This is a genomic window from Cupriavidus sp. DL-D2, from assembly GCF_039710735.1.
In the GTDB taxonomy this organism is placed as follows: domain Bacteria; phylum Pseudomonadota; class Gammaproteobacteria; order Burkholderiales; family Burkholderiaceae; genus Cupriavidus.
Genome location: NZ_JBDKXK010000078.1, coordinates 1 through 838 on the forward strand (window position 1 = coordinate 1; position 838 = coordinate 838).

The window sequence follows — 838 nt, forward strand, 5'->3', positions numbered from 1 at the left end:
CCGCCCTCTCCCCCAACCCCTCTCCCGCACGCGGGAGAGGGGAGAAAACCTCCCCACCCCGACAACCCTCCGTCAGAGGGTGGTGTATCTCCCCCACACACCCCACTACGCCGACCATCAACGTTCAAGGCGGCCATGCTAGCGTGCTGCCTGCATTTTTCTGACAGGTAAATACAGAATGGTCCTCCTTCTCCTGATTGCCGGATTTATCTTCCTCGCCATGTTGCTGCCGGCCAAGGTCACCATTGCCATGGTGGTTGCCAGCGTGATGATCGGGTTCGTGGTCAAGATCGTGGCGCGCATGGCGACGGGCAACGATCCCACCGTGATCGAATCGCTCAAGGCGGTACTCGTGGCGATTCTCTTCAATGCGATTGCGGCCGCGATGTTTGCCAAGCTGACTGGCGGCTCGGTCTCGACGCTTTCCACGGTTGCCGGGTCGGTCGTCACGTTCGTGGCGTTTTCGCTGGGCTTCGTGGTCATGCTGAAGGCGACGCTCAAGCAAAGCGCAGTGATATCGCTCGTTTCCACGCCGATTGCCGTAGTGGTGCTGTTTGGCATGGTGAAGGTCTGACCCGGGGCCGAGAGGCTGGTTTGCTCCCCTCTCCCGCGAAGTGGGAGAGGGGCGAGGGTGAGGGCAGGGGATTCAAATTGAGACAGGTCGCGGATTGATGCGCCCGCCCTCTCCCCCAACCCCTCTCCCGCACGCGGGAGAGGGGAGACACTATCACGGCAACACCGGATTCGCCACGGCGCGTGCCACGATGGCATCGGCATCCCGTTGCAGAAGGAAGCGCTGTGCGACGAGGTCGTTTGCCGCGGCCGTGACAGCGGCGAC

Annotated in this window: 1 protein-coding gene; it reads left to right on the forward strand. The window is 62.3% G+C overall.

Translation table 11 applies throughout. The features are described from left to right. The first annotated feature begins 178 nt into the window (after nt 1-178). A complete protein-coding gene (locus ABDB81_RS27310; RefSeq protein WP_137926494.1) occupies nt 179-574 on the forward strand; it encodes a hypothetical protein in 396 nt (131 codons plus the stop codon). The last annotated feature ends 264 nt before the right edge of the window (nt 575-838 follow it).

Bases quoted from the DNA above. Each gene is read 5' to 3' on its own strand.
- ABDB81_RS27310 (WP_137926494.1), top strand. From the start codon at position 179: ATGGTCCTCCTTCTCCTGATTGCCGGATTTATCTTCCTCGCCATGTTG.